General features: G+C 43.2%; 7 protein-coding genes. 5 read left to right on the top strand and 2 right to left on the bottom strand.

Going from position 1 to position 6,067, the window contains the following annotated elements:
* Nucleotides 1-191: 191 nt before the first annotated feature.
* Nucleotides 192-530 carry a glutaredoxin family protein gene (locus JMX92_RS01465; protein ID WP_227675225.1) on the bottom strand — a complete coding sequence of 113 codons (339 nt, stop codon included), beginning with the start codon at nucleotides 528-530 and terminating at the stop codon, nucleotides 192-194.
* A 127-nt stretch (nucleotides 531-657) separates the two neighbouring features.
* Here JMX92_RS01465 and mtgA point away from each other — a divergent pair, with 127 nt between their 5' ends.
* The 5 genes from mtgA (at nucleotide 658) to JMX92_RS01440 (ending at nucleotide 5,202) form a co-directional block, all read left to right on the top strand.
* Nucleotides 658-1,335, top strand: coding sequence for a monofunctional biosynthetic peptidoglycan transglycosylase (gene mtgA / locus JMX92_RS01460; RefSeq protein WP_011960896.1), 678 nt, complete (start codon nucleotides 658-660; stop codon nucleotides 1,333-1,335).
* A gap of 102 nt (nucleotides 1,336-1,437) precedes the next feature.
* Nucleotides 1,438-3,765, top strand: a complete 2,328-nt coding sequence (gene ppk1 / locus JMX92_RS01455) for a polyphosphate kinase 1 (protein WP_011960895.1) — start codon at nucleotides 1,438-1,440, stop codon at nucleotides 3,763-3,765.
* A gap of 248 nt (nucleotides 3,766-4,013) precedes the next feature.
* Nucleotides 4,014-4,193, top strand: coding sequence for a hypothetical protein (locus tag JMX92_RS01450; protein WP_011960894.1), 180 nt, complete (start codon nucleotides 4,014-4,016; stop codon nucleotides 4,191-4,193).
* A 95-nt stretch (nucleotides 4,194-4,288) separates the two neighbouring features.
* Entirely contained in the window at nucleotides 4,289-4,624 is a 336-nt protein-coding gene (locus tag JMX92_RS01445) for a hypothetical protein (RefSeq protein ID WP_201543473.1), read from the top strand.
* A gap of 236 nt (nucleotides 4,625-4,860) precedes the next feature.
* Complete coding sequence (locus JMX92_RS01440; protein ID WP_201543471.1) at nucleotides 4,861-5,202, top strand: hypothetical protein; 342 nt, start codon at nucleotides 4,861-4,863, stop codon at nucleotides 5,200-5,202.
* Between the two features lie 105 nt (nucleotides 5,203-5,307).
* On the opposite strand, the gene JMX92_RS01435 is transcribed toward JMX92_RS01440, so the two are convergent.
* On the bottom strand, nucleotides 5,308-6,048 hold the full coding sequence (locus JMX92_RS01435; protein WP_264765392.1) for a tRNA-(ms[2]io[6]A)-hydroxylase: 741 nt from the start codon (nucleotides 6,046-6,048) through the stop codon (nucleotides 5,308-5,310).
* Nucleotides 6,049-6,067 lie beyond the last annotated feature (19 nt).

Here is a 6,067-nt window from a genome sequence, read left to right as displayed (position 1 = left end):
TGAGTGTGATTGCGTACGAGTTGCTGATAACGTTTAATAAGTCTCGTATCTAGGGTCATTTTCTCTATACCATACTGCGCTATTTTATCAAATTTATGCTCACTGATAAATTGTGTAGATACCTATGGCCATAAAGGGCGGGCTTTGAGTGATATCATCTATAACACTAATGAATTAAAGGGTGAGATATTTTAAATTAAAGTTTGTAAATCAACAACAGAAAAAGGATATTTTAATTGGTGAGTGGGTGTAAGGATAACTGGAATAATCGTAGCAAACTCTTGCATCAATGCCTCATCTAAATCTGCAATATCTACCTTTTGAACCTTTACCGGAGACACACTCGAAAATAGCCTAAGTGTCTCTTCTGCAACGTCACATAAATGACACCCAGATGTGCCCAGTAGCCACCAAGCTTGGCCATCTAAAGGCTGCACATCTGGCAGCTTAGCATTTGAGTCATTAGTGGATAAGGTGACTGTGTGAATTTGCTGTGCAATTTTATGCCGAGTAAGGTTAATCTGAGTCAAAATTGTTATCCTATCGTGGGTCATCTTAGGTGCGCTCATCTTGGGTAACAGTAAAAGACAACTACCCGTAAGCCTTAAGTTAGTTTATCATTGTTTTAATTTTAACCGTTAGCCGAGTCAAAAAACTATGACGGCAGTTTCCACATTTTTTAAGCGTTTGTTTGGGGCCCTGGTATTATTGGCAGTGGCCTTTTATATTTCTGTAGCGGGTCTGCTGATGGTCTGGAAAAGTCAGCCTATTAATAACAGCATGTTTATGATTGCCCACCGCTTAGGGGGTGGCAGCGTGACCCAAACTTGGGTAGAGTATGAAGATATCGCCAAGTCTGCTAAGCGAGCCGCTATTGTCAGTGAAGATTCTCGATTTGCCAGCCACAACGGCTTTGATATGGAAGGTATCGAGGCGGCCATGAAAAAAAATGAAAGCTCAGGCACAGTGGCAGCTGGCGGATCAACCATCACTCAGCAGCTTGCCAAAAACTTATTTTTGACCTCGCACCGCTCATATGTGCGTAAAGGACTTGAGGCAAGTATCACCTTAATGATAGAGGGGATGTGGGACAAACAGCGTATCTTAACCGCTTATTTAAATGTGGCCGAATTTGGCAATGGCATCTATGGCATTGAGGCGGCTGCGCATCACTATTTTAATAAGCCGGCAAGCAAGCTCAATCGAGACGAATCGGCGCTGCTGATTAGCATGCTCACCAATCCCAAGTATTATCAAGGACATATGAGCGATAAGCGTCTGCGCAATAAGCAGCGTATTATCATGCGCCGTATGAACAATGCAGTTTTGCCCTAATTAATTTAAGTATTTGATTTTAATAAACTTGTAAAATGAATCTTATATACTAAGTCTGCGCGATTTTTATTTTGGCGCAGACATAAAGGAGGCCTATTTGTCATGACCAGACCCGCTCGTAATCCAAAAAATAGTGCAGCCACTACGTCAGATAATGCATCCAATCATGCGCCAAATAATCAAGACTCCTCCCCAAGCCGGCAAACCAAAGCAGAGCAAACTATGACCGATACCGCCTTAACTTCTCAAGACAATTCTCAAAACAGTCATGTCAATAAAACCAATGACACTACCAAATCTAAGTCATTAACTGAGCTAGATTGGGAACGCTATGAAGATGGCACTTACTCCTCTAATAGTTATATTAACCGTGAGCTGTCTTGGCTACAGTTTCATCTGCGCGTGTTGGCTCAAGCGACGAATCCTCGTCACCCACTGCTTGAGCGTTTGTTCTTTTTGATTATTTTTTCATCCAATTTAGATGAGTTCTTTGAGATTCGTGTGGCAGGCTTAATGCAGCAGCTCAATCATGGCAATATCTCGCATAAGCCTGACAAGATGCGTCCAAGCGAAGTATTACAAGAGATATCTGATGTGGCGCATCAAGCGATTGAAGAGCAGTACCGTATTTTAAATGAAGATATCTTGCCAGCCTTGGCTCAAGAGGACATTCGCTATCTTAAGCGCAATGAGTTAAATGCGGAGCAGGCGCAGTGGATGAAGGAATATTTCATCGAGCAGGTCATGCCAGTACTGACCCCAATCAGTATTGATCCGGCACACCCGTTCCCACGTCTGGTGAACAAGAGCTTAAACTTCATGGTGAGTCTAGAGGGCAAAGATGCCTTTGGCCGAGATATCAATTTGGCTGTGGTACCCGCGCCGCGCAGCCTACCGCGCGTGATTCGTCTGCCCGACGAGTTGACCGACGGCAAAGAGCACCACATCATGCTCTCAGCGGTGATTCATGAACATGTCGGTAAGCTGTTCCCAGGTATGAGCGTGACAGGCTGCCATCAGTTCCGCTTAACACGCAATGCTGACTTGGAGCTGGCGGATGATGTAGAGGATATCGCTAAAGCTTTAGAGGGTGAGCTTAATAACCGCCGCTTTGGTGACAAGGTGCGCCTAGAGGTGACCACCAATTGTCCTACTGAAGTCAGCGATTATCTGTTGGAAGAGTTTGGGTTGCACGAAAGTCAGCTGTACCGTGTGAATGGTCCGGTGAACCTCACCCGCTTACTTTTTGACTTTGATATCCCAAGCCTGCGCTTTCAGCCATTTTCACACATGATGCCAAAAGCCTTTAGACGTGAGTCATTCGATAAAGGCGAGAGCATGTTTACGGCCATTCGCCGAGGAGATGTGTTGGTGCATCACCCGTATGAGTCGTTTAACCCCGTGGTTAATATGATTTGGCAAGCCGCTTTAGACCCTAAGGTATTGGCGATTAAACAAACCTTATACCGCTCAGGCAAAAACTCCGAGATTGTCAAAGCCTTAGCAGCTGCGGCAAGAAATGGTAAAGAGGTGACCGCCATTATTGAGCTGCGTGCCCGTTTTGATGAGGCCTCAAATATTGAGGTGGCCAATTTGCTGCAAGAAGCAGGCGCAGTGGTGGTGTATGGTATCGTCGGTTATAAGACTCATGCCAAGTTGATGCTTATTGTGCGCCGTGAAGATAATAAGATTCGTCGTTACGTACACTTAGGTACTGGTAACTATCATGAGGGCAATGCCAAGGCCTATACTGATTATGGACTGTTTACCTCTGACCCTGATATATCAGAGGATGTGCATAAGATTTTCCAAGAGCTGACTGGTATGGGCAAAGCGGCTAACGTCAACAAGCTACTACATGCGCCCTTTACGCTGCACACACAGCTCATGTCATTTATTGATGATGAGATTGCCAATGCCAAAGCGGGCAAAAAGGCGCATATTATCGTCAAATGTAACGCCTTAACGGAGCGTCATTTAATCGATAAGCTGTATGATGCTTCACAAGCGGGCGTGAAGATTGAGCTTATTTTGCGTTCAATGAGCTGTATTCGCCCTCAAGTTAAAGGCTTATCTGAGAACATCACAGTTCGTTCGGTGGTGGGGCGTTTCTTAGAGCATACTCGGGTTTATTATTTTTATAATGGTGGTGATGAGCGTCTGTACTGTGGCAGTGCAGATTGGATGAGTCGCAACTTGTTCCACCGCGTAGAAGTGGCTTTTCCAGTAGAAGATCCTAAGCTGTTCAAACGTGTTTATGAAGATGGCTTAATGAGCTACTTAACTGATAACGTGCAGGCGTGGGAGTTAAAAGGCGATGGCAGCTGGAATCAAGTACAGCCGGCCAAAGGTGAGGCAGTCTTTATTGCACAAGATTACTTACTACAAAAGATTAACAAAGTTTCTGATCTAACCTCCCAAAGCAACTAGGCGTTGTCTCAAAGCTTATCATTATTTAAAAGACACCTACATTTAAAAGACATCTACCTGACTCAATAAAAAAGCAACTTTGACTTACAAAGTTGCTTTTTTTTCAACATATCTAAACACAAAGCTACGAGTTACTAATAGTTTATCGACCCTAGCAGGTTATATGATAAGACATATGACTTAAATTGCTCGCAAATAAAAAATTGCTCGCAAATAAAAAAATACCCAATAAAAAAAAGGATAATGTTATGAGTAATTCAAATCCACAAGCTGATAAAGACTCTGACTTGCAACAAGCAGCCAATCAGGTAAAGCCTGATGAGGTAAAAGAAAACTTAAAGCCTTCAGAGCAAAAAGAGCAGCCAGAGCAGCTGACTGAGCAAGAGCAAACCCCTTTTATTGAAGATGATTTGCGTACAGATAAATAATTTGCGTAAAGATAAATAATAAGAGCTCGGCTACAAACAGCCAATCATAAATGATAACTAATCTACCAATAACTAAAATACGATAAGGGAATATTATGTCAATCAATGAATCAGTAACTGTCAAATTACCTCAAGATGCACAAGTCGAAAATGATGCGATAGAAGGTGCCAATGAGTCTACTGTGTCTACTGAGGATGAACAAGTGGGTGCGGTTGATAAAACCGGAGCAACTTCAGATAAGGGCGCTTTAGAAGTGGGGACGTATGGCGGTAATAAGAACTTACCAGAAATCGACGGCCCACAGCAAGCTTCACAAGAGACCGACGATGTCTATGAAGATACCCGTAAAATGAACTCTGGTCTGCCACCTGCAGGCAAGAATGTGGGCGATTTGAATGCTTTTGATTTAGGACGACATGATAACGACTAGTGTTATGATAGTTTTCTAATAGTTTTATAGATGACTATATAGTAATGGTAATCAAGCCCAACCACCGACCAGTCTTATGTCTTAAAGCTGCTGAGCATGTTAAACATTTAGATCTAAATTCAGACCTAAATTCAAGCAAGACTAAGTTTAAGTCATAACAGGCGTCATAACAGGCATAGGTGGTTAATACACCGGTTCAGTTCGATATATTTATTTCAATAAATTAAGGAAGTATGATGCAAACTCGAGACCCAAATTTAACCAAAACACCAATCGACGCAACCACGACTGACGACGCAGTTAACGATAAATCGGGCCGATATGCAGAGTCTTCTGACACTAACGGGACCCAAACCCTAAACAATGATTATGTTCAAAGTGAGCATGTTAACGATGGGGACAACCCCGCTCGCCAACCTGACAGACGAGATCAGCAAGGCAGTACTGCGTTTGATGGTAATATTAATGAGAATACTACCGGTACTGAACAGCCACAAAGTGGTGAAATCACAGATCGTAATCGTTATGCCACTATTGATAATGCCCAAGCTCGTGTCTTAAATGAAGACTTAAAGTAGAGGGTGACACGAATATTAATGCATTAAAAAGGCCTACTTAATTTTAGTAGGCCTTTTTGTACAAGCTGAAAACAACGTTGTCATAAATTCAGTAATAATGGCCTCTTAAGCAGGCGTGCCACTGTGAAAACGTAGCTCTTTATCAGAACTGGTAATTAACTCAGCTTCTATTTGTCTAAAAAAAGCAATACGCTGATCAACATCCATGGTTTGTTGGTCTAAATTTATGCTGCCATTGGTGGCTTGCTGCAATGCCTCAAAGTCAAGCTGAGCTTCTGACTGCTGACGTTTGGGTTCAAGCGAGCGGGCTAGGGTAATATAGTCCTCGTAATGACGACTCTCTGACTTTAGTAGATAGCGATAGTATTTTGCTAAGCGCTCATCATCAATCACTTCGCTTAAGGCTGCAAAGCGTTCACAAGAGCGCGCCTCAATAAAGGCACCAATAATTAAAATATCAATCATAGCTGCCGGCTCATAAGTACGCTTGTGCTTGAGCATGCCTTTAGCATAGCGGCTGGCACTCAAATGTTTCCAGGGCTGGCCACGCTCTCTCATTATCCCCACCACCTGTTCATAGTGCAGCATCTCCTCTCGGATCAGCTGCGCAAGCTTAAGCTGTAAGTCTTGATGGAACTCATAACGAAAAATTAAATTCATCGCTGTGCCAGCGGCTTTTTTTTCGCAATTGGCATGGTCTTGTATCAGCGTGGGAATATCTTGTAAGGCAGCATCTAGCCAAGCCTGCGGTGTGGGCGCACCCAAAAACTGATGAATGTGAGAGATGTCAGTACGGGCAGGCGCGTGAACGGTATTGCTGCTGTCATTAAGAAGATCATCATTCATAGTAGGGCTCATTTATCAC

It is taken from the genome of Psychrobacter sp. H7-1, from assembly GCF_904846585.1.
In the GTDB taxonomy this organism is placed as follows: Bacteria; Pseudomonadota; Gammaproteobacteria; order Pseudomonadales; family Moraxellaceae; genus Psychrobacter; species Psychrobacter raelei.
The sequence above is the reverse complement of the archived record's forward strand: the minus strand, read 5'-3'. Positions and strand labels throughout refer to the sequence as shown.

What these genes read in the sequence shown, in the direction of transcription:
- JMX92_RS01440 (WP_201543471.1), top strand. Translation starts at nt 4,861, where the DNA reads ATGCAAACTCGAGACCCAAATTTAACCAAAACACCAATCGACGCAACC.
- JMX92_RS01435 (WP_264765392.1), bottom strand. Translation starts at nt 6,048, where the DNA reads ATGAATGATGATCTTCTTAATGACAGCAGCAATACCGTTCACGCGCCT.
- JMX92_RS01450 (WP_011960894.1), top strand. Translation starts at nt 4,014, where the DNA reads ATGAGTAATTCAAATCCACAAGCTGATAAAGACTCTGACTTGCAACAA.
- JMX92_RS01445 (WP_201543473.1), top strand. Translation starts at nt 4,289, where the DNA reads ATGTCAATCAATGAATCAGTAACTGTCAAATTACCTCAAGATGCACAA.
- mtgA (WP_011960896.1), top strand. Translation starts at nt 658, where the DNA reads ATGACGGCAGTTTCCACATTTTTTAAGCGTTTGTTTGGGGCCCTGGTA.
- ppk1 (WP_011960895.1), top strand. Translation starts at nt 1,438, where the DNA reads ATGACCAGACCCGCTCGTAATCCAAAAAATAGTGCAGCCACTACGTCA.